At 56.0% G+C, this 21539-nt stretch carries 16 protein-coding genes; 2 read left to right on the top strand and 14 right to left on the bottom strand.

Translation table 11 applies throughout. The features are described 5' to 3' along the window. Positions 1-24 precede the first annotated feature (24 nt). The 14 genes from DW088_RS09240 to DW088_RS09175 form a co-directional block, all read right to left on the bottom strand. On the bottom strand, positions 25-942 hold the full coding sequence (locus DW088_RS09240; RefSeq protein WP_118360481.1) for a type II secretion system protein: 918 nt from the start codon (positions 940-942) through the stop codon (positions 25-27). A 14-nt stretch (positions 943-956) separates the two neighbouring features. Continuing rightward, the gene (gene recD2, locus DW088_RS09235) at positions 957-3188 is read right to left on the bottom strand and encodes an SF1B family DNA helicase RecD2 (RefSeq protein WP_243029859.1); all 2232 of its coding nucleotides are present in this window, start codon (positions 3186-3188) and stop codon (positions 957-959) included. A gap of 20 nt (positions 3189-3208) precedes the next feature. Then, positions 3209-3508, bottom strand: a complete 300-nt coding sequence (locus DW088_RS09230; protein WP_116705137.1) for a hypothetical protein — start codon at positions 3506-3508, stop codon at positions 3209-3211. A 465-nt stretch (positions 3509-3973) separates the two neighbouring features. Next, positions 3974-4192, bottom strand: a complete 219-nt coding sequence (locus tag DW088_RS09225; protein ID WP_118360479.1) for a hypothetical protein — start codon at positions 4190-4192, stop codon at positions 3974-3976. 115 nt (positions 4193-4307) lie between these two features. Then, positions 4308-5510 carry an elongation factor Tu gene (tuf, locus tag DW088_RS09220; protein ID WP_118360478.1) on the bottom strand — a complete coding sequence of 401 codons (1203 nt, stop codon included), beginning with the start codon at positions 5508-5510 and terminating at the stop codon, positions 4308-4310. Between the two features lie 91 nt (positions 5511-5601). Further along, a complete protein-coding gene (gene fusA / locus DW088_RS09215; RefSeq protein ID WP_118360477.1) occupies positions 5602-7707 on the bottom strand; it encodes an elongation factor G in 2106 nt (701 codons plus the stop codon). Positions 7708-7746: 39 nt separating this feature from the next. Further along, positions 7747-8217 carry a 30S ribosomal protein S7 gene (gene rpsG / locus DW088_RS09210; RefSeq protein WP_181967828.1) on the bottom strand — a complete coding sequence of 157 codons (471 nt, stop codon included), beginning with the start codon at positions 8215-8217 and terminating at the stop codon, positions 7747-7749. A 319-nt stretch (positions 8218-8536) separates the two neighbouring features. Further along, a complete protein-coding gene (rpsL, locus tag DW088_RS09205) occupies positions 8537-8956 on the bottom strand; it encodes a 30S ribosomal protein S12 (protein ID WP_110436538.1) in 420 nt (139 codons plus the stop codon). Between the two features lie 66 nt (positions 8957-9022). After that, complete coding sequence (locus DW088_RS09200) at positions 9023-9265, bottom strand: ribosomal L7Ae/L30e/S12e/Gadd45 family protein (protein ID WP_110436537.1); 243 nt, start codon at positions 9263-9265, stop codon at positions 9023-9025. A 586-nt stretch (positions 9266-9851) separates the two neighbouring features. Continuing rightward, a complete protein-coding gene (gene rpoC / locus DW088_RS09195) occupies positions 9852-13385 on the bottom strand; it encodes a DNA-directed RNA polymerase subunit beta' (protein ID WP_118360476.1) in 3534 nt (1177 codons plus the stop codon). 53 nt (positions 13386-13438) lie between these two features. After that, positions 13439-17179, bottom strand: a complete 3741-nt coding sequence (rpoB, locus tag DW088_RS09190; RefSeq protein ID WP_118360475.1) for a DNA-directed RNA polymerase subunit beta — start codon at positions 17177-17179, stop codon at positions 13439-13441. Between the two features lie 633 nt (positions 17180-17812). Continuing rightward, complete coding sequence (locus DW088_RS09185) at positions 17813-18535, bottom strand: amino acid ABC transporter ATP-binding protein (protein ID WP_118360474.1); 723 nt, start codon at positions 18533-18535, stop codon at positions 17813-17815. After that, the gene (locus tag DW088_RS09180; protein ID WP_442861183.1) at positions 18522-19304 is read right to left on the bottom strand and encodes an amino acid ABC transporter permease; all 783 of its coding nucleotides are present in this window, start codon (positions 19302-19304) and stop codon (positions 18522-18524) included. The genes DW088_RS09185 and DW088_RS09180 overlap by 14 nt, the downstream gene beginning before the upstream one ends. Before the next feature lie 84 nt (positions 19305-19388). Continuing rightward, on the bottom strand, positions 19389-20192 hold the full coding sequence (locus DW088_RS09175; protein ID WP_118360473.1) for a basic amino acid ABC transporter substrate-binding protein: 804 nt from the start codon (positions 20190-20192) through the stop codon (positions 19389-19391). 394 nt (positions 20193-20586) lie between these two features. On the opposite strand from DW088_RS09175, the gene DW088_RS09170 reads away from it, so the two are divergent. Together DW088_RS09170 and DW088_RS16295 are read left to right on the top strand one after the other, a co-directional pair. Beyond that, positions 20587-20829: an SH3 domain-containing protein gene (locus DW088_RS09170; protein ID WP_118360472.1), complete on the top strand. Its 243-nt coding sequence runs from the start codon at positions 20587-20589 to the stop codon at positions 20827-20829. Between the two features lie 160 nt (positions 20830-20989). Next, positions 20990-21539, top strand: a 550-nt coding sequence (locus tag DW088_RS16295) for a sulfide/dihydroorotate dehydrogenase-like FAD/NAD-binding protein (protein WP_243029857.1), incomplete at its 3' end; no start/stop codon positions are given.

Raw genomic sequence — 21539 nt, 5'->3', positions numbered from 1 at the left:
GAAAATTCGACAGAGAAAACAGCATCACTCCGGCAGCGTGTTCTTATACTGCTGGAATCTTACATCGTTTTCCACCTGTTCTTTATAGGCTGCATACGCCTCCGCCATCGTGTCATATTTCGTTCCTGTGGTATAATCCTTAAAGGTGTTGAAACTGTTGATATGGTCCGCAATCGCAACATAGCTTTTGTCCTTGTTGCTCCGGGCCGCGGTAATCGTTTCGGAGATGTAAAAGCCGCCGCTCGCCCGGCTGACAATGACCGGTATCTGCTTGCCCGCACCGACGGTATCTGTATCGACCGATGTCCAGAACAAATAGCGGTTGCTCTCGTTCGTGGAACTGCCGAGAAACGCCCATGTGCCCCTGTTCAGCAGGCTGTCGCTTCCGATCTCTTTCTTCACCTGGGGCACCATAGTGGAATTGGTGCACTTCGAGTCGATCTCAAAATACTGATTATAGTTCAGTTTCGGCAAAATGCCGGTCCGATCGAGTATGCCGTGCAGATTCTCGTTCCATTTGATCGTGCTGCCCGCTGTGCTCTTGCCTTTCCAGTCAAACACGATCACAGCCGCTGCTCTGTCGTAGTACACCTCGCATTCTCCGCCCGCGGTAGGGATTCCTTTCCAGTTCGCGGTATCTCCTTGCGCCTTAGAATGGGTAACGCCTGCAATTGTAATGGGATCTCTCGACTGCCAGTCATCCTGCTTCTGCTTCAGCCTGACCGTCTTGCTCATGTTTTTGCTGTCCTGCTCCGTAACCGCAGTCAGCACATCGATATACGCCGCCCGCACCTCGATGAGGTCGGATGCCTCCAGACTTCTCTCGATATACTGTATCAGCGCCGGTATCATAAATGCCGCAAGGATCGCCAGAATGACCAGCACAACGATCAATTCCACCAGCGTAAATCCCTTGCGGGTATTTTTCTCTTTCTTCTGCATTTTATCAGCACCTTTTACTGAGTATCGGCTAACCTAAGACGGGCTTTCAGCGCGCTGTACCGTCTGCCCTTCTGGTTGTTATTTACCATATACGCTACCACATCCTGACTGCCGACGATAACGAGCAGGCGCTTCGCGCGTGTGATCGCGGTGTAGAGAATGTTGCGCGTGAGCAGCTTGCGCGGCAGACCGTCCGACAGAGCGAGCACCACCGCGTCAAACTCGCTGCCCTGCGATTTATGTACGGTAACGGCATACGCCAGCTCCAGCTCGTTCAGCATATCGAAGGTGTAGGTCGCAATGCGGTCGTCAAAGCGAATCACCATGCACTCCTGCTGCGGAAAAATGCGGATGATCTCGCCGACGTCGCCGTTGAACACGCCGGTTCCCTGCTCGTCCTCCCCCTGCTTTTCCCACACGATGTCGTAGTTGTTTCGCACCTGCATCACGCGGTCGCCCTCGCGGAAAATGGTGTCTCCGAAGCGCTTTTCCAGCTTGCTTTCACTCGGCGGATTGAGCGCCTCCTGCAGACGGCGGTTGAGCGGAATGGTTCCGCTGCCGTGCCGCTTGGCAGGCGAAAGCACCTGTATCTGTGCAGGAATGAAGCCGTAATGCTTGGGCAGTCTCTGAGCGCAAAGCTGTGCCACCGTTTCGATAACAGACGCCGGATCCGCCCGTTTCATGATGAAAAAGTCGCCGTCCGCGCCGGATGGCCTGGGCATTTCACCCGCGTTGACCGCGTGCGCGTTCATGACAATATCCGACTGCTGCGCCTGGCGGAAAATCTCGGTCAGCTGAATGGTCGGCACCCGATGTGAGGTGATCAGGTCGCGCAGAAAGTTGCCCGGACCGACCGGCGGCAGCTGATCGGCATCACCGACGAGCACGAGCCGCGCACCGTGCGGCAGCGCATTGATGAGCGCCTGCATGAGCGTGATGTCCACCATGGACACCTCGTCCAGAATGACCGCATCGCACTCGAGCGGATTGGTCACACTGCGGGCAAACACCGTGCGTCCGCCGCCCGCAAAGCCTGCCTCGAGCAGCCGGTGGATGGTTTTCGCCTCCATGCTGGTCAGGTCAGAAAGACGTTTTGCCGCGCGGCCGGTCGGCGCAGCGAGCAGCGTGTCCAGTCCCAGCGCCTCAAACACCTGCAGGATGCCGCGCACCGTGGTCGTTTTGCCGGTGCCCGGGCCGCCGGTCAGGATAACCAGACCATTGCGTGCAGCCGTTGAAATCGCAAGCTGCTGTTTCTCGGAAAAAGTGAACTCACTGCTCTCCAAAAGCGCGGAAAGCAGTTCATCCACATCAAAATCGTACTCATAATTGCGCTCTGCCATGTAGCCGAGCATTTCGGCAAGGTAGGCCTCCGCGTCGTGCATATCGCGCAGATAGACCGCGTCGCGGCCTGCGATGTGCTCACGCACCAGCCGCCCCTTCTCCTCCAGACGGGCAATGCCGTGCAGCGCCCGGTCCTCGTCCACGACCACGTCATCGTCGCTCAGCAGCATGCACACCGCGTACAGCAGCTTCTCCACCGGGATGAACGTGTGGCCGTTGTTCAGGTTGAAGGTCAGCGTATACAGAATGCCCGCGTCCACGCGCTCATCGCTCAGCAACGACAGCCCAAGCTCCATCGCCAGACCGTCCGCCAGCTTGAAATCCACATCATAGTATGGGTCACACAGCAGATACGGGTTCTCGCACAGCGCGTCGATGGCGCTTTCGTGCAGGCGCTTATACAGCAGCGGCGTGAGCGCGACCGGCAGGCCGTGTTCGCTCAGGAAGTCCATCAGCAGACGCATTTCGCTCTGTTCGGTGAACTGACGGCCGATCTCCTTCGCCTTGCGGTCGGTAATGCCGCGCAGCTCCGACAGACGCTCCGGCTCGTGCATAAGAATGTCAAACGTGTCCTCACCGAACTTTTCCGCAATTTTTGCCGCCAGCCGCGGACCGATTCCGCGAATCAGCCCCGAACCGAGGTACTCTGCGATGCCGCGCACCGAGGTCGGCAGCCGGCGCTCAAACGCCTCGGTCGCAAACTGCTCGCCGTAGGTCGGGTGCGTCACCCAGCAGCCGGTCAGAATGACCTCCTCACCCAGTCCAATGTTGGGAAACGTGCCGGTCGCCGTGACCTCGGCTCCGTTTTCCGCAGCAAGACGCAGCACGGCGTAGCCGTTTTCATCGTTGTAGTAAACGATCTGCTGCACCGTGCCGCGCACGATCAAATATTCTCTTTCGTCCAACGTCCCACCGTCCCAACTTGTCATTCCAGATAGGTTATGTCCTGCCGTGCCGCCATGTACTTGGCGATGTTCTGTCCCTGTCCGCTGCCGATTTCGACAAATGTGATCAGCAGACCGGGAAAATACTGCCGCCGCACGCGCAGTGCTGCGCGGATCAGATGTTCGCTGACGGCATCGCAGCCATCGCCGTACAGCGTCAGCTCCGCCGAGCCGTGCAGCCGCAGCAGCCGTGCGGAGACGATCTCGTACACCGTGTGCAGCACGGTGTAAAATCCCACCGCGGCAAATACCGCCAGAACCGATTGCAGAAAAACAGACATGAGCGTTCCCTCCTGCTATCAGCCTATGCACGGAGGGAATACTTTGTTAGTATATAGTATAGCACAATTGTTCGGATAAGTAAACCGAGCAGAAAATCAGGGAATAATTGAAAATTGAGAATGGAGAATGAACGTGATGATAGAACGATAACCAAATTTCATTTTCCATTCTCAACTCTCCATTTCTGAAAAAGAGACGCTTTCGCGTCTCTTTTCAGTCTGTCAAAAAAGTATTATTTTAGTTTTCACGCTTCGTGCGGCAGCACGCATAAAATAGAATTTGCGAAGCAAATTCATAAATTCCGGGAGCATGTATCTCGGAATTTATACAAGGGAAGAAAAAATGTGCCCGTAGGGCGCGGTTTTTCTTCAGTATTCGCTCGAAAGCGTGGTTTCGAGCGAGAGGCTGCTCGGAAAACGATAGTTTTTCGACAGCCTCAAAAGAGACGCTTTCGCGTCTCTTTTTCAGGTTTCGTGCTCTTTGCACCACTCATTCAGCGTTTCCCGATCAGTGCCCTGCATGGAACAGGCGGTTCCGCAATCCCGTTCATTGGGCGGCAGCGCGATACCCTCGCTCATCTTTTCCTGTTCCCTCGCGGCCACTGCCGGTTTGCTGCGGCGCAGCCACTCGAACGCCTTCTCGGCGGCACGGAGCTGATAGCGGTTTTCGTGATTTTCCGACATAATTGCATCCCTCCCTCGCATAGTATGCGCAGGAAAGAGAATTTTACGCACAAAAAAGCTCCCATGCCGAAGCATGGGAGCTTGTAAATTGCGTTATGCTATTGCTTAACTGAAATTAAGCGTTGATAGCGGTTACGACGCCGGAACCTACGGTGCGGCCACCCTCACGGATAGCGAAACGCAGGCCTTCCTCGATAGCGATCGGGGTGATCAGCTCAACGTCCATCTCAACGTTATCGCCCGGCATGCACATCTCAGTGCCTTCCGGCAGAGTGATAACGCCAGTTACGTCGGTGGTACGGAAGTAGAACTGCGGACGGTAGTTGTTGAAGAACGGAGTATGACGGCCGCCCTCTTCCTTCTTCAGAACGTATACCTGACCGTGGAACTTGGTGTGCGGGTGAATGGAGCCCGGCTTAGCCAGAACCTGGCCGCGCTCGATCTCGGTCTTCTGAATACCACGGAGCAGAGCACCGATGTTGTCGCCTGCTTCAGCGTAGTCGAGCAGCTTGCGGAACATCTCGATACCGGTTACAACGGTCTTGCGCGGAGCGTCCATCAGACCAACGATCTCAACTTCCTCGCCCATCTTCAGCTGGCCACGCTCTACACGGCCGGTAGCTACGGTACCACGACCGGTGATGGAGAATACGTCCTCGACCGGCATGATGAACGGCTTGTCAGCAGCACGGTCCGGGGTCGGGATATAGGTGTCAACAGCTTCCATCAGGTCGCGGATGCACTTGTACTCCGGAGCGTTCGGATCGGTGGAGTCAGAGGTCAGAACGTTCAGAGCGGAGCCACGGATTACCGGAACGTCGTCGCCCGGGAAATCGTAAGAGGACAGCAGCTCACGGATCTCCATCTCAACCAGGTCGAGCAGCTCCTCGTCGTCTACCTGATCAGCCTTGTTCATGAAGACAACGATATACGGAACGCCTACCTGACGGGACAGCAGGATGTGCTCGCGGGTCTGCGGCATCGGGCCGTCAGCAGCGGATACAACCAGGATAGCACCGTCCATCTGAGCAGCGCCGGTGATCATGTTCTTAACGTAGTCGGCATGGCCCGGGCAGTCAACGTGAGCGTAGTGACGGTTAGCGGTGTGATACTCAACGTGTGCGGTGTTGATAGTAATGCCGCGCTCCTTCTCCTCCGGAGCCTTGTCGATTGCGTCGTATGCCTGATACTCAGCATCGCCCTCGAGAGCCAGAACCTTGGTGATTGCAGCGGTCAGAGTGGTCTTGCCGTGGTCAACGTGGCCGATGGTGCCAATGTTAACGTGCGGCAGAGAACGGTCAAATTTTTCCTTTGCCATTGTGGATATCCTCCTCGTAAAATGAATTAAAAGTCATGTTGCATTTATTTTACTGCATTTCGAGAAAAAATGCAATAGGGTGCAGCAGATTTTAGTCGTTGTTTTTGTTACGGTTGTCGATGATCTTCTCCTGAATGCTCTTCGGCACTTCAGTGTAGTGGCTCGGCTGCATGGTGTACTGGCCACGGCCCTGGGTGCGGGAACGCAGAGCAGTTGCGTAACCGAACATCTCGCTCAGCGGAACGCCGGCAGAGATAGCCTGTACGCCGCCGCGCGGCTCCATGCCCTGGATCTGACCACGACGGGAGTTCAGGTCGCCGATAACGTCGCCCATGTACTCCTCCGGTACCATTACGTCAACCTGCATGATCGGCTCCATCAGAACCGGATCAGCCTTCTTCATAGCTTCCTTGAACGCCATAGAACCAGCGATCTTGAACGCCATCTCAGAGGAGTCGACTTCGTGGTAAGAGCCATCATACAGGGTTACCTTAACGTCAACAACCGGGTAGCCTGCGAGGATACCAGCCTGCATAGCGCCCTGGATACCCTGATTAACAGGCTCGATATATTCCTTCGGGATAGCACCGCCAACGATCTTGTTGATGAACTCGTAGCCCTTGCCGGACTCGTTCGGCTCAACGATGATCTTAACATGGCCGTACTGGCCCTTACCACCGGACTGACGAGCGTACTTCTGATCAACGTCAGCGGAGCGGCGGATGGTCTCCTTGTAAGCAACCTGAGGAGAACCTACGTTAGCCTCTACCTTGAACTCGCGCAGCAGACGGTCAACGATGATCTCCAGATGAAGCTCGCCCATACCAGCGATAATGGTCTGGCCGGTTTCCTCATCGGTGTAGGTCTTGAAGGTCGGGTCCTCTTCTGCCAGCTTAGCCAGCGCGATACCCATCTTCTCCTGACCAGCCTTGGTCTTCGGCTCGATCGCAACACGGATAACCGGGTCCGGGAACTCCATAGACTCGAGGATGATCGGGTGCTTCTCATCACACAGCGTATCGCCGGTGGTGGTGTTCTTAAAGCCGATGCCCGCAGCGATATCGCCGGAATATACGCAGTCGATATCCTGACGATGGTTAGCGTGCATCTGCAGAATACGGCCCAGACGCTCGCGCTGATCCTTGGTAGCATTCAGTACGGAGGAACCAGCGGTGATGGTGCCGGAGTATACGCGGAAGAACGTCAGACGGCCAACGAACGGGTCGGTAGCGATCTTGAACGCCAGCGCGGAGAACGGCGCGTCATCAGAAGACGGACGGGAATCCTCCTCGTCGGTCTGCGGGTTTACACCCTTGATGTCCGGGATGTCGGTCGGAGCCGGCATGTATTCGATAACAGCGTCCAGCAGCGGCTGTACGCCCTTGTTGCGGTATGCGGTGCCGCAGAGTACCGGAACGATCTCGTTGGCGATACAGCCCTTGCGGATTGCAGCCTTAACTTCCGGAATGGTCAGCTCTTCGCCCTCGAGGTACTTCATCATGAGGTCCTCGTCCAGCTCAGCAACGTGCTCCCACAGTTCGTCGTGGTACTGCTGAGCCTTCTCCATCATGTCAGCCGGAATATCCTCATCGCGGATATCCTTGCCGAGGTCATCGTAGTAAACCTCAGCGCGCATGGTGATCAGGTCGATGATACCCTTGAAGGTATCCTCAGAGCCGATCGGCAGCTGAACCGGAACAGCGTTGCACTTCAGACGGTCCTTCATCATGCCGACTACGTTGTAGAAGTCAGCACCCATGATATCCATCTTGTTTACGAACGCCATACGCGGAACCTTGTACTTGTCAGCCTGATGCCAAACGGTCTCAGACTGCGGCTCTACGCCGCCCTTTGCACAGAATACGGTTACGGAACCGTCCAGTACACGCAGGGAGCGCTCTACCTCTACGGTAAAGTCAACGTGGCCCGGGGTGTCGATGATGTTGATACGATGCTCCGGGAACTGATGAGTAGAGCCGGACCAGTGGCAGGTGGTAGCTGCGGAGGTGATGGTGATACCACGCTCCTGCTCCTGCTCCATCCAGTCCATGGTAGCGGTACCGTCATGGGTATCGCCAATCTTATGGTTTACACCGGTGTAATACAGAATACGCTCGGTGGTAGTGGTCTTACCGGCGTCGATGTGCGCCATGATGCCGATATTTCTGGTTCTTTCCAGGGAATATTCTCTAGGCATATTGCTCTCCTTTCAAAGCGTTATGCGGAAACCGACAGATTAATAGCGGTAGTGTGCGAACGCCTTGTTCGCCTCTGCCATCTTGTGGGTATCCTCGCGCTTCTTAACAGCACCGCCCAGATTGTTGCAAGCGTCCAGGATCTCGCCTGCCAGACGCTCACGCATGGTCTTTTCAGAACGAGCGCGGGAGTACTTGGTGATCCAACGCAGGCCCAGGGTCTGACGACGCTCCGGGCGAACTTCCATCGGCACCTGGTAGGTAGCGCCGCCTACACGGCGAGCCTTAACTTCCAGGGTCGGCATGATGTTTTCCATAGCCTCGGTGAAAACCTCCAGCGGTTCACGACCGGTCTTTTCACGAACGATATCGAAAGCACCATAAACAACCTTCTGCGAAACGCCCTTCTTGCCGTCGAGCATGATAGAGTTTACCAGCTTGGTGACGAGCTTGGAATTATAAAGCGGATCGGGCAGAACGTCTCTCTTGGGGACATTACCTCTTCTTGGCACTTTACTTCCCTCCTTCAAAAATATTTGATTTCATAGGTACTTCGGCGGATCTTTGACCGCCGTTGTTCATGCCTGTCCGAGGTAAAGGCCCGATTTATGCAATCGGAACTAAAATGCCTCAGACAAAGCATAGCTGCTTTGCTGAAAAATAACTTTCTCGCAAAACCTTGTGGGTTGGCTCATTACAGGCTGCACAGCACATATTGTAACTGTACAGGAGTAATCAAGCATGATCGTGCAGATCTAGGCGCATCCCGCACGCCGCGTACAAAGGTACGCAAGTGTGGGTGCAACGACGATATGCGCGGTCAGGCGCAGATTACTTGCCTGCCTTCGGGCGCTTAGCACCGTACTTGGAACGAGCCTGACGACGGTTAGCAACACCCTGGGTATCCAGAGTACCACGGATGATGTGGTAACGAACACCAGGAAGGTCCTTTACACGACCGCCGCGAACCATAACTACAGAGTGCTCCTGCAGGTTGTGGCCTTCACCGGGGATGTAAGCGGAAACTTCCATCTGGTTGGTCAGCTTTACACGAGCTACCTTACGAAGAGCAGAGTTCGGCTTCTTCGGGGTCATGGTCTTAACCGTGGTGCAAACGCCGCGCTTCTGCGGAGCGGACTGATCGGTAGCCTTCTTCTTCTGAGAGTTGTAGCCTACCTGAAGAGCCGGTGCCGTAGACTTGGTAACGACTGCCTCACGACCCTTACGGACGAGTTGGTTAAAAGTTGGCATTTTATTTCCTCCTTCTTTCAAAGATATTTATGAAAAGCGCGTTTTGCGCAATTCAACAAAGAAAAATCAGTGCAGAACTACGACTACTGCCGCGCCGACATCAATGCCGACCGCATCGCCGAGCTCCGTCATCGTGGTGACCTCGGTAACTTCCATACCGTGTTCACTGCAAAGCTCATAAATCGGACCAACGACTCGTTTTTCTGCGTCCAGCGCAACAAAGACCTGTGCGGCTGCGCCGTCCCGAATCGCTTTTTTCGACTGCTTTACACCGATCACCTTGTGCGCCGTGTGAAGTTCTGAAAGCATAATATTCCTCCTATACGGCATACTCCCATAGTATACGGGTTTGTCCCCCTGTTGTCAAGTGTTTTCTCGAATTTTTTTATTTTTTACGAGATTTTTCTTTTCCAGACAAATTTGACCCCTGGCAAAAGGAGTTTCCGCAGGATACATTCAATGATTACGCTATACCGTAGGGTGCGACGACCTCGGCGCACCGTTTCTAACGATTGGTACACGTTACCCCGTAGGGGCGAGCAGTGCTCGCCCACGCATCCGTTTAACCATAGCGCAGGAGGCCAATGGCCTCCCCTACGGGGGTAACATTATGCAAACGGTTTACCAATAAATATGTGCCTGTCGTTATCGGTTTGCGGGCGAACAATGTTCGCCCCTACGGAGCAGATTGTACAGACCGGATAGATACGGTGCGCCGTGGTCGTCGCACCCTACGGTATCCATTCAGCATAAAATTGAAACGGAGAAACATCGTAAACCGTCACGGTAATTCTCCATTCTCAATTTTCCATTCGGCACAAGCAAAAACAGGAGAACACCTTACAGTGTTCCCCTGTTTTGTTTAATCTATACAGCGTTTTCGGCTTTCTGCAAATCAGTCGAGATTTACAGTCTGCTCGTAGTGACCGGTGCAGTAATCGGACACACCCGAGCCGGCCGGAATCAGCTTGCCGATGATTACGTTCTCCTTCAGGCCCATCAGCGGATCGACCTTGCCCTTGATTGCGGCATCGGTCAGCACGCGGGTGGTCTCCTGGAAGGATGCAGCGGACATCCAGGAATCGGTTGCGAGGGATGCCTTGGTGATACCCATGAGGGTCGGCTCCGCAACAGCCAGACGGAGACCTTCCTCGCCGGCGTCGATGCGTGCCTGCACCTTGTTGTTGTAATCCTCGAACTCGAGCCAGTCCATAACAGAACCCGGCAGAACCTCAGCGTCGCCCGCGTCCTCAACGCGAACCTTGCGCATCATCTGACGAACGATAACCTCGATATGCTTATCGTTGATATCTACGCCCTGCTGACGGTAAACCTTCTGAACTTCCTTGATCTCGTAGTCGTGAACGGCGCGAGGATCGAGGATACGCAGAATGTCATGCGGGTTGAGCGAGCCTTCGTTCAACTGGAAGCCCTGCGGGATCTCCTGACCGTCGGTTACGCGGATACCGGAGGACGAAGCCAGCTGGTAGGAACGCATATCGCCGGTCTGCGGGTTGACGATGTTAACGGTCTTGACGGTGGTGCGCTTAGACTCCTCGATGGAGACCACGCCGCCGATCTCGGCCAGCGTTGCAGCCTTCTTCGGCTTGCGGGCCTCGAACAGCTCCTCAACTCGCGGAAGACCCTGCGTAATATCCGAACCTGCGACACCGCCGGTATGGAAGGTACGCATGGTAAGCTGGGTACCCGGCTCGCCGATGGACTGTGCTGCGATGATACCGACAGCCTCGCCCTTGCCGACCGGCGTGCCCATTGCCAGATTGATGCCGTAGCAGTGCGCGCAGACACCCTTGCGGGCACGGCACTCGAGCACGGAGCGGATCTGAACGCGGGTGATGCCTGCGCCGACAACCGCATCGGCGTCAGCCTCGGTCATCATCTTGCTCTTCGGTACGATGACCTCGCCGGTCTCCGGATTTACGATATCGTCAACCGGGAAGCGGCCGAGCAGACGCTCGCGCAGCGGCTCGATGATCTGGTTGCCTTCCTTGATATCCTCTACCCAGATACCCTTGGTTGCGCCGCAGTCGTCCTCACGGATGATAACGTCCTGAGAAACGTCTACCAGACGGCGGGTCAGGTAACCCGAGTCAGCGGTACGCAGTGCGGTATCGGCCATGCCCTTTCGAGCACCGCGGGCAGCGATGAAGTATTCGAGTACGGTCAGGCCTTCACGGAAGTTGGACTTGATCGGGATTTCGATGGTCTTACCGGAGGCAGATGCCATCAGGCCTCGCATACCGGCCAGCTGACGGATCTGGTTGATAGAACCACGGGCACCGGAATCAGCCATCATGTGAATCGGGTTGTAGCGCTGCTCCTTCATGTTGGCCTGCAGCTTTGCGGTAACCTTCTTGGTGGTCTCTTCCCACTCAGCTACGGTCAGACGGTAGCGCTCCTGATCGGTGATAAAGCCGCGCTTGTACTTGCGGTCGATCTTGGCAACCTTCTTCTCGGACTCGCGGATCATCTCATCCTTGCCTTCCGGCACGAGCATGTCGGCTACGGCTACGGTCAGCGCACCCTTGGTGGAGTACTTGTAGCCCATCGCCTTGATGGAGTCGAGCACCTCAGCGGTAATGTGGAAGCCGTGTACGCGGATACACTTGTCAATGATCTTGCCAAGCTCCTTCTTGCCGCAGGTGAACATGATCTCAAGATCAAACTTCTTGGACGGATCCGAGCGGTCAACAAAGCCGAGGTCCTGCGGGATGCGCTCGTTGAAGATCAGGCGGCCCGGAGTCGCGTCTACGATAGCGGACTCGGTCTTGCCGTTTACTTCCTTGGACAGACGAACCTTGATCGGCGCGTGAATGCCAACGATACCCTCGTTGTACGCCATCAGAGCCTCGTCCACGTTGCGGAATACCTTGCCTGCGCCCGGCTCGGTATCGCGGTCGATGGTCAGGTAGTAGGAGCCGAGGACCATATCCTGAGACGGAATGGTAACCGGCTTGCCGTCCTGCGGCTTGAGCAGGTTGTTCGCGGACAGCATCAGCAGACGGGCCTCAGCCTGTGCCTCTGCGGACAGCGGAACGTGAACTGCCATCTGGTCGCCGTCGAAGTCGGCGTTGAATGCGGTACATACCAGCGGATGCAGGCGGATCGCACGGCCTTCTACGAGGACCGGCTCGAACGCCTGAATGCCCAGACGGTGCAGGGTCGGTGCACGGTTCAGCATAACCGGATGACCCTTGATGATGCCCTCGAGCACGTCCCATACCTCGGGCTTTGCGCGCTCTACCATCTTCTTGGCAGACTTGATGTTCTGTGCGGTGCCGTCCTCAACCAGCTTCTTCATAACGAACGGCTTGAACAGCTCGAGTGCCATTTCCTTCGGCAGACCGCACTGATAGATCTTCAGATCCGGGCCTACGACGATAACCGAACGGCCGGAGTAGTCAACTCGCTTGCCGAGCAGGTTCTGACGGAAGCGGCCCTGCTTGCCCTTCAGCATGTCGGACAGGGACTTGAGTGCACGGTTGTTCGGGCCGGTGACCGGACGGCCGCGGCGGCCGTTATCGATCAGGGCGTCAACAGCCTCCTGCAGCATGCGCTTCTCGTTGCGCACGATGATGTCCGGCGCGCCCAGCTCGAGCAGACGCTTGAGACGGTTGTTGCGGTTGATCACGCGGCGGTACAGGTCGTTCAGGTCGCTCGTTGCGAAGCGACCGCCGTCCAGCTGTACCATCGGACGGATTTCCGGCGGGATGACCGGAACAACGTCCATGATCATCCACTCCGGACGGTTGTGCGACAGACGGAAGGATTCTACAACCTCCAGTCGCTTGATGATGCGCAGGCGCTTCTGGCCGGAAGCCTCACGCAGCTCTGCGGTCAGCTCCTTGGAGAGCTGGTCGAGATCCAGCTCCGCGAGCAGCTCCTTGATGGACTCCGCGCCCATGCCGGCACGGAAGTCCTCGTCGTACTTTTCACGCATGTCGCGGTACTCAGCCTCGGTCAGGATCTGCTTCTTCATCAGCGGCGTGTCGCCCGGATCGATTACGATATAGTTTGCAAAGTACAGGACCTTCTCCAGTACACGCGGGCTGATGTCAAGAATCAGGCCCATGCGGGACGGGATGCCCTTGAAGTACCAGATGTGCGATACCGGCGCTGCCAGCTCAATGTGGCCCATGCGCTCGCGGCGGACCTTGGCCTTGGTGACCTCAACGCCGCACTTGTCGCAGATCTTGCCCTTGAAGCGAACCTTCTTGTACTTGCCGCAGTGGCACTCCCAGTCCTTGGTCGGTCCAAAGATACGCTCGCAGAACAGGCCATCGCGTTCCGGCTTGAGCGTACGGTAGTTAATGGTTTCGGGCTTCTTTACCTCGCCGTAAGACCACTGGCGGATCAGCTCGGGCGAAGCCAGACCGATCTTAATGGCGTTAAACGTATGATATCCCATATATTTTAAGATGCTCCTTCCCTATTCACAGATGATTTCACTTACGCTCAGCCTTATTCGCCCAGACCGTCGTCGAAATCACCTTCGGCATCGTCACCGCCATCCTCGGCGGGGTTATCCAGTGCAAAGAGATCGGTGTCGCCTTCCTCGGCATCGTTGATGCCGAAGCCTGCTGCGGTGAACTCGTCATCCGCGCCGGAGACAGCCTGCTCCATCGGACGGGTGTACTCAGCGGTCTCCTCGTCGTCGTCCTCAGACAGCTCGATCACTTCCATGTTCTCGTCCAGAACCTGAATATCCAGACACAGAGCCTGCAGCTCCTTGGTGAGTACCTTGAAGGATTCCGGAACGCCCGGCTGCGGTACGTTGTGACCCTTGACGATCGCCTCGTAGGTCTTGACACGGCCGGTGATATCGTCGGACTTGACGGTCAGGATCTCCTGCAGGGTATATGCGGCGCCGTATGCTTCCAGCGCCCAAACTTCCATCTCGCCGAAGCGCTGGCCGCCGAACTGCGCCTTGCCGCCCAGAGGCTGCTGGGTTACGAGCGAGTACGGGCCGGTCGAACGGGCATGGATCTTATCGTCTACCAGATGATGCAGCTTGAGGTAGTACATATAACCAACGGTTACGCGGTTATCGAACTTCTCACCGGTACGGCCGTCGTATACGACGCTCTTGCCGTCCTCGTTAACGCCTGCTGCAACCAGCGTCTCCTTGATATCCTCGAGCGTTGCGCCGTCGAATACCGGGGTCTCGACCTTCCAGCCGAGCTTCTTGGCTGCGAAGCCAAGGTGAACCTCGAGCACCTGACCGATGTTCATTCGGGACGGTACGCCCAACGGGTTCAGTACGATGTCGAGCGGACGGCCATCCTCCAGGAACGGCATATCCTCCTGCGGCAGAATGCGGGAAACGACACCCTTGTTGCCATGACGGCCTGCCATCTTATCGCCGACAGAGATCTTGCGCTTCTGCGCGATATAAACGCGGACGACCATGTTGACACCGGGAGACAGCTCGTCGCCGTTCTCGCGGGTAAATACCTTAACGTCTACAACGATACCGGATTCGCCATGCGGCGCACGCAGAGAGGTATCACGAACCTCGCGGGCCTTCTCACCGAAGATCGCGCGGAGCAGGCGCTCCTCTGCGGTCAGCTCGGTCTCGCCCTTCGGGGTAACCTTGCCGACCAGAATGTCGCCGGCATGAACCTCAGCGCCGACACGGATGATGCCGCGCTCGTCGAGGTTGCGGAGTGCGTCCTCGCCGACGTTCGGGATATCACGGGTGATCTCCTCAGGTCCGAGCTTGGTATCACGGGATTCGGACTCGTACTCCTCGATATGGATGGAGGTGTAAACATCGTCGCGTACCAGACGCTCGTTCAGCAGTACGGCGTCCTCGTAGTTGTAGCCTTCCCAGGTCATGAAGCCGATGAGGGCATTCTTGCCCAGTGCAACCTCGCCCTGATCGGTAGACGGACCGTCAGACAGAACGTCGCCTGCCTTGACACGCTCGCCCAGATCAACGATCGGACGCATGTTGATACAGGTGGACTGGTTGGAACGCATGAACTTGGTCAGCGGATAGGTCTTGTCGGTGCCGTTGTCGTAGTGTACGCAAACCTCGCGGGCGGTTACGCGGGTAACAACGCCGTCACCCTCTGCCAGCGGAATCGTACCGGAGTCAACAGCTGCCTTGTACTCCATGCCGGTTGCAACGACCGGAGCCTCGGTGCGGAGCAGCGGTACGGCCTGACGCTGCATGTTCGCGCCCATCAGTGCGCGGTTTGCGTCGTCATGGTCGAGGAACGGGATGAATGCGGTAGCAACCGAGATCATCATGCGCGGAGAAACGTCCATCAGGTCAACGTCCTTGCGGTCTACCTCGACGAACTCATCGCGCATACGGCAGGTTACACGGTCGTTTACGAGGTTGTTGTTCTCGTCGAGCGGCTCGGTAGCCTGGCAGACGATGTACTCATCCTCGACGTCTGCGGTCATGTAGCGAACCTCGTCGGTAACGTGGCAGCGGACCTCGCCGGTTTCCTCGTCCTTGGTCTTTTCGATAACGCGGTACGGCGCCTCGATAAAGCCGAAGTCGTTGATGCGTGCATAGGTTGCCAGATAGGAGATCAGGCCGATGTTAGGACCTTCAGGGGTCTCGATCGGGCACAGACGGCCGTAATGGGAGTAGTGTACGTCTCGAACCTCGAAGGATGCACGGTCACGGGACAGACCGCCGGGACCGAGGGCGGACATACGGCGCTTGTGGGTCAGCTCAGCCAGCGGGTTGTTCTGATCCATGAACTGGGACAGCGGAGAGGAACCGAAGAACTCCTTGATGGCTGCGGTTACCGGACGGATGTTGATCAGGGACTGCGGCGTAACAACGTCGAGATCCTGAATGGTCATGCGCTCGCGGATAACGCGCTCCATGCGGGAGAAGCCGATGCGGAACTGGTTCTGCAGCAGCTCGCCTACGCAGCGCAGACGGCGGTTGCCCAGATGGTCGATATCGTCAACCGTGCCGATGCCGTGACCGAGGTTGAGCAGATAGCAGATGGAAGCGAGCATATCATCAACGATGATGGTCTTCGGAACCAGATCGAAGTGACGCTCCTTAACGGTCTTCTTCAGCTCGTCGCCCTGTACGCCGGAGTCGATGATCTCCTTGAGGACGGTGAAGCGAACCTTCTCCTTGAGGCCCAGATCCTCTGCGGTTGCGCCGCCGAGGTACTCGGAGAAATCGTTTACGTCTACCATGCCGTTGCCGAATACCTTAACGGCAGTGCCCTCGGCAGACTCGATCACAACGCTGTTTACGCCGCGGGCAGCCATCATGGTTGCCTTCTCGCGGGAGAGAACCTCGCCGTCCTCCGCCAGAACCTCGCCGGTCATCGGGTCAGCGACTGCATTTACCAGCTTGTGGCCGGTGATGCGGCGTGCGATGTTCAGCTTCTTGTTGTACTTGTAGCGGCCGACTGCGGAAATGTCGTAGCGGCGCATATCGAAGAACATGGCGTCCATCAGAGAGGTAGCCGACTCCACAGAGGGCGGCTCGCCCGGACGCATCTTCTTGTAGATCTCGATGAGGGCTTCCTCGGCGGTGTGCGCCGGGTCCTTGTCGAGAGTTGCAACGATCAGCGGGTCCTCACCGAACAGCTCCTTGATCTCGGCATCGGTCTTAACACCGATGGCACGGATAAAGCTGGTGATCGGAATCTTGCGGTTTTTATCAATGCGAACGTAGAAAACGTCGTTTGCATCAGTCTCATACTCGAGCCATGCGCCGCGGTACGGGATTACGGTAGCGGAGAGCAGAACCTTGTCGGTCTTGTCAAGCTCCTTGCCGTAGTATACGCCCGGGGAACGAACGAGCTGAGATACGATCGCGCGTTCTGCACCGTTGATGATGAAGGTAGCAGCGTGGGTCATCTTCGGGAAGTCACCCATGAAGATCTCCTGCTCCTTGATCTCGCCGGTCTCCTTGTTGCGCAGACGCATGCGGACCTTCAGCGGAGTTGCATACGTTGCATCTCGTGCCTTGCACTCCTCAATGCTGTACTTCGGCTCCTCGTCCATCGAAAAATCGAGGAAGGAAAGCTCCAGATTTCCGGTGTAGTCCGTGATGGACGCGGTATCGTCAAAAACCTCACGCAGGCCCTGATCCAGGAACCATTCGTAAGACTTCTTCTGCACCTCGATGAGATTCGGCATTTCGAGAATCTCTTCGATTCGTGCAAAGCTCTTTCGTGTGGTTTTGCCGTGCTGTACGTCTTTCACCTTCATGTGCTTTGATCACTCCGTTTCTTTCGGCTGTTGGTGTTGGTTGATACGCCCGGCGGCGTTGTAAAAACTTCATTCTTTCGTCTTGCTTTTTTCATCAGACAGTGCTAACATAATGACAGGCATAGAGAAAAGCCTGCAACTTTCAGCAGCAAACCATTATACCATGCTTTGAACAGATCCGTCAAGCATATGGCGAACAATAATTGCACAAAAAGGGAGAGGTTTTGTCCTCTCCCTTTGTTGTTCTCGCAAAAAATCCCCCACCAGAGCGCCAAACCGCAGCAGCATCCCCCCGTTTCCCCGTTTTCCGTCGTTATACGGCGGGCGGAGGGCAGCCCGCCCTGCGGGAGTGCTCCGAACAAAGCCGTCCATCAAACCGAACAGAAAAGGCACGCCAAAGGCGTGCCTTTTCGCATTCCCTGACGCCTTTCGGCAACGCCGAAACAGGCAGGGACAGGTCTGCCGCAGCAGACCGCATAAAATTCCCCATAAAAGTCAGGGCGTGTACCTGACTTTTATACCACTGCCTCGGGACGCGTGTCCCGAGCCTCGTCCGCCGTGCGGACGAGAGGGGGATATCCGGGACAGTTTCCTCGGGAACTGTCCCGGTATCTAAGGGGGACAGCGTCCCCCTTAGAGGACTTTCGACAGAAAATCCTTCAGTCTCGGATGCTGCGGATTTGCGAAGAACTCATTCGGCCCATTCTGCTCTACGATATTGCCGCCGTCCATGAACAGCACGCGCGTTGCAACCTCGCGGGCAAAGCCCATCTCGTGGGTAACAACAACCATGGTCATGCCGTCATCAGCCAGCTCCTTCATGATTTCCAGAACCTCGCCGACCATTTCCGGGTCAAGCGCCGAGGTCGGCTCGTCGAACAGCATCACGTCCGGATTCATTGCCAGCGCACGCGCGATGGCGATACGCTGCTGCTGACCGCCGGAAAGCTGCGCCGGATAGCTGTCTGCCTTGTCCGGCAGACCGACACGCGCAAGCAGCTCGAGCGCACGCTTGTCCGCCTCTTCATCGGTCATGACCTTGAGCTTGACCGGTGCCAGCTTGATATTCTCGCGCACGGTCAGGTGCGGGAACAGGTTGAACTGCTGGAACACCATGCCCATACGGCGGCGCACCAGATTGATATCCGTGTCCTTGGCGGTGATGTTCTGTCCCTCGAAGATAATTTCGCCGCCGGTCGGCTCCTCAAGCAGGTTCAGACAGCGCAGAAAGGTGGACTTGCCCGAGCCGGACGGGCCGATGACTACGACCTTCTCGCCCTTCTCGATATGCTCGTTGACACCCTTGAGCACCTCATGGTTGCCAAAGGATTTGTGCAGGTTTTTAACGTCGATCACTTTCGCGCAGCCTCCTCTCAAAAATGCCGAGCAGCTTGGTCAGGATGATAACGAGCACCAGATAGATGATCGCAAGGCTGACATACGGCACATAGGCCTGATAGGTATTGGACACAATATTCTGTGCCTGCTTGGTCACGTCGCGCAGCGCGATGACCGACACGAGCGAGGTATCCTTCAGCAGGGTGATCATCTCATTGCCGAGTGCCGGAAGAATGTTCTTGATTGCCTGCGGAATAACGATCAGGCGCATGGTCTGTGCGTAGTTCAGGCCGAGCGAACGGCCGGCCTCCATCTGACCCGGATTGACCGACATCAGACCGCCGCGCACGATCTCGGCAACATATGCGCCCGAGTTGATGCCCAGTGTAACGATACCGCACACCAGACGCGCTGTATCATCCTTAGGCACCATGATAACAAAGCCCATGATCAGCAGCTGAACCATCATAGGCGTACCGCGGATGACGGTCAGATACAGCTTGCAGATTGCGTTGAGAATGCTCAGAATGATGTTGCTTTTGCCCATGCGGCGGGAATCATGCGCCGTACGGACTATAGCGATCAGCAGACCGATGATAACACCGAGGATCAGTGCACCGATCGTGACCGCAAATGTGATTTTCAGACCGTTCAGGAACCATTTCCAGCGGTCCGCTGCGATAAAGGTCTGGTACAGCTGGAACAGCAGGTTCCGCAGACCCTCCGGCAGATTGACAACCGAATCCGGTACAATTTTCAGCCACTGGTCCATTGTAATACCGTTCACAGGTCATCCCCTCTTTCTTTTCATTTTACTGCAAAAGAGGGGCGGCGCTGAACCGTCCCTCTTCCTTTGTACGCGTTTGTTGATTTACTGTGCTGCGGAGTCAGCGCTGATATACTTGTCGACGATGGACTGCAGGGTGCCGTCACCCTCGAGCTCCTTCAGAGCGCCGTTTACCTTGTCGAGCAGCTCGGTGTTGCCCTTCTTGATAGCGATCGCGTAATCCTCGTCAGCGTAAGCGGTGTCGAGGATCTTGAGGCCGCTGTTTGCAGCAACATAGTTCTTAGCCGGCTCCTGGTCGATAACAACGCAGTCGATCTGATCATTTACCAGTGCAGCAACTGCGAGCGGACCGTTGTTGAACTGCTTTACATGCTCCTGACCGTAGTCACCGGTGCAGTAGATGTCGCCGGTGGTGCCGGTCTGAACGCCGATGTTCTTGCCCTCCAGATCCTCCGGAGAAGCGATATCGGAACCGTCCTTAACGATGATGACCTGAACGCCCTTTGCGTAGGAATCCGAGAAATCTACGTTCTCCTGACGATCCGGGGTAACGGTCATGCCAGCCAGCGCCACGTCGACGGTGTCGCTCTGCAGCGCCGGAATCAGGGAATCGAACTCCATATCGGTGACCTCGAGCTTCATGCCCAGCTTGTCAGCGATAGCAGCAGCAATGTCCACATCGATGCCCTGTACGTTACCGTCGTCGCCAACGAACTCGTACGGCGGGAAAGTAGCGTTAGTACCCATGCGCAGCGTGCCGCCGTCCGCAGAGGTGGTGGAATCCTGTGCGTCGCTGCTGGAATCAGCGGTCTTGGAGCCGCCGCAGCCGGTCAGCAGCATAGAACCTGCCAGTACCATGCTCAGCATAGCAATGGAAAACTTCTTCATTTGTGTTAACTCCTTCCGATTTGACCCGTGCAAAACGGGCATCTCTTTCTAATATTGATTATTATACAGCGCGTTCTATAATAATGCAACCTAAATTTCAGCGAAAAAACTATGGAAAAGCATTTATTTTTTCAGCAATCATGACACAAGCAATCGGTAATTCGTTAAGGCAATACCGCATAATTGAACAAGAGTGATTTGCGAGTAAATTTTGCGTACTGACGAGGCACAGTTTTGCGGTAATACTTGATGTATTACCGTGAAACTTCAACAAAGTCAGGACACAAAATTTCCGCAAAGCACCGCAGTCTTAATTGTGCGGTGTTGCCTTAATTGCCAATTAACGCTCTGCATTTTCGCAGCATAGTCTGCATTAACCACAAGGAGGTGCCCTATGTCCCCTGTTATATATGTATCGCCTGCGTTTCGCACGGCCTGCGCCGAGCCGCGCGGCGCGCTTCTCCTGCTGCACTCCGATCCGGTTCGCTCCGCGCCGATTGTCGGCAGTGCGGCAAGCGGTGCGCGCCTGCTCATCCTGTGCGAACAGAACGGCTGGTGTCATGTACGCACGCGCACGGCCTGCGGCTGGGTTTCGAAAAGCGACATTGTGCTGTTTTACTGCCGTCCGGCTTTGTGAAGCTTTCGTCAAACCAGTTAATTTTTTGACAAACAAGGTGTGTTTTCATCGATTCTGCCCATTTTTACTGCTGATTTTTCATTTTCACTTGCGTTGCTTAAAGTGATACAGTATAATGTAAAATGTTCGATGCGACAATCGCAAGGAGGTACGAAAAAGAGTGTATCAGATTTTGAAAAAGCAAACGCTGAACGCAAACACCAAGCTGATGGTGATCGAGGCACCGCACGTTGCCCGCAAGGCAGAGCCGGGTCAGTTCATCATCCTGCGTGTCAGCGCAGAAGGCGAGCGTATTCCGCTCACGATCGCAGATTTTGACCGCGAAAAGGGTTCCGTCACGATCATTTTCCAGGAGGTCGGCGCAACGACGATGGCGCTCGGCGCGCTGAACGAGGGCGACTGCCTGCATGATTTTGTCGGTCCGCTCGGCAAGGAGAGCGAGCTCGAGGGTCTCAAGAAGGTCGCTGTTGTCGGCGGCGGTCTGGGCTGTGCGATCGCATATCCGCAGGCCAAGAAGCTGCATGAAATGGGCGCTGAGGTTGACCTGATCGCCGGTTTCCGCAGCAAGGACATCATCATTCTCGAGGACGAGATGAAGAACGCCTGCACCAACCTGCACATCGTGACCGACGACGGCTCGAACGGCCGCAAGGCTCTGGTTACGCAGGTGCTCAAGGAGCTGATCGACGCGGGCAACCAGTACGATGCCG

Origin of the sequence: Butyricicoccus sp. AM05-1 (genome assembly GCF_003474415.1) — a bacterium.
GTDB lineage: Bacteria > Bacillota > Clostridia > Oscillospirales > Butyricicoccaceae > Agathobaculum > Agathobaculum butyriciproducens.
Note: the sequence above shows the minus strand (reverse complement) of the source record. Positions and strands in the feature narration are given on the sequence as shown.

Coding starts and splice junctions, on each gene's coding strand:
- DW088_RS09175 (WP_118360473.1), bottom strand. CDS start 20,192: ATGAAGAAGTTTTCCATTGCTATGCTGAGCATGGTACTGGCAGGTTCT.
- fusA (WP_118360477.1), bottom strand. CDS start 7,707: ATGCCTAGAGAATATTCCCTGGAAAGAACCAGAAATATCGGCATCATG.
- DW088_RS09240 (WP_118360481.1), bottom strand. CDS start 942: ATGCAGAAGAAAGAGAAAAATACCCGCAAGGGATTTACGCTGGTGGAA.
- rpsL (WP_110436538.1), bottom strand. CDS start 8,956: ATGCCAACTTTTAACCAACTCGTCCGTAAGGGTCGTGAGGCAGTCGTT.
- rpoB (WP_118360475.1), bottom strand. CDS start 17,179: ATGAAGGTGAAAGACGTACAGCACGGCAAAACCACACGAAAGAGCTTT.
- DW088_RS09225 (WP_118360479.1), bottom strand. CDS start 4,192: ATGTCGGAAAATCACGAAAACCGCTATCAGCTCCGTGCCGCCGAGAAG.
- DW088_RS09170 (WP_118360472.1), top strand. CDS start 20,587: ATGTCCCCTGTTATATATGTATCGCCTGCGTTTCGCACGGCCTGCGCC.
- tuf (WP_118360478.1), bottom strand. CDS start 5,510: ATGGCAAAGGAAAAATTTGACCGTTCTCTGCCGCACGTTAACATTGGC.
- DW088_RS09230 (WP_116705137.1), bottom strand. CDS start 3,508: ATGTCTGTTTTTCTGCAATCGGTTCTGGCGGTATTTGCCGCGGTGGGA.
- DW088_RS09200 (WP_110436537.1), bottom strand. CDS start 9,265: ATGCTTTCAGAACTTCACACGGCGCACAAGGTGATCGGTGTAAAGCAG.
- rpoC (WP_118360476.1), bottom strand. CDS start 13,385: ATGGGATATCATACGTTTAACGCCATTAAGATCGGTCTGGCTTCGCCC.